At 33.1% G+C, this 617-nt stretch carries 1 protein-coding gene; it reads right to left on the bottom strand.

What is annotated here, in order from left to right:
• Positions 1 to 48: 48 nt before the first annotated feature.
• The coding region (locus CLOBL_RS27375) for an IS30 family transposase (RefSeq protein ID WP_143323987.1) at positions 49 to 617 on the bottom strand (569 nt) is incomplete at its 5' end.

Here is a 617-nt window from a genome sequence, read left to right as displayed (position 1 = left end):
TAACAAATTGAACTAATTTCTATTTATGACTTAAACATTTGTATTTTCTTAGATTGCATAGATTTTATCTAAGTGTGCCTCAAATAATTCTTCAGGAGTTTTATAGTTAAGTATTCTCCTTGGAAGAGTATTCATCCATTCTTCTATGAAAGCAATGTCATCAGAAGTGTAGTCTGAAATACGTTTACCCTTTGGGATAAAACGGCGTATTAGACCATTATGACGCTCGTTAGTACCTTTTTCAAAAGATGAATACGGGTGAGTGAAGTACACCTTTGTATCAGTTTCATTTTCAAGTGTGGATAAGTCAGCAAACTCAGAGCCATTATCACCAGTTATAGTCTTAAAAACTTGACTAAATTGATTGCCAAATAAACTACGTACTCTATTGAGAGCATCAGTAACTGATTCAGCGGTTTTCGATACAATATCAATTGCCATAGCATATCTAGTTTTACGCTCTACTATTGTAAGTAGTACATTATCATTATTAGATTTTTGACCAATAACAGTGTCAATTTCCCAATGACCAAACTCGTTGCGAGTGTTTATCTCTAATGGGCGATCTGATATGCTAGAACCAAGTTTTTTCTTATGATTTTTAATTCTAGTAGACT

It is taken from the genome of Clostridium sp. BL-8 (assembly GCF_002006495.1).
In the GTDB taxonomy this organism is placed as follows: domain Bacteria; phylum Bacillota; class Clostridia; order Clostridiales; family Clostridiaceae; genus Clostridium.
Note: the sequence above shows the minus strand (reverse complement) of the source record. Positions and strands in the feature narration are given on the sequence as shown.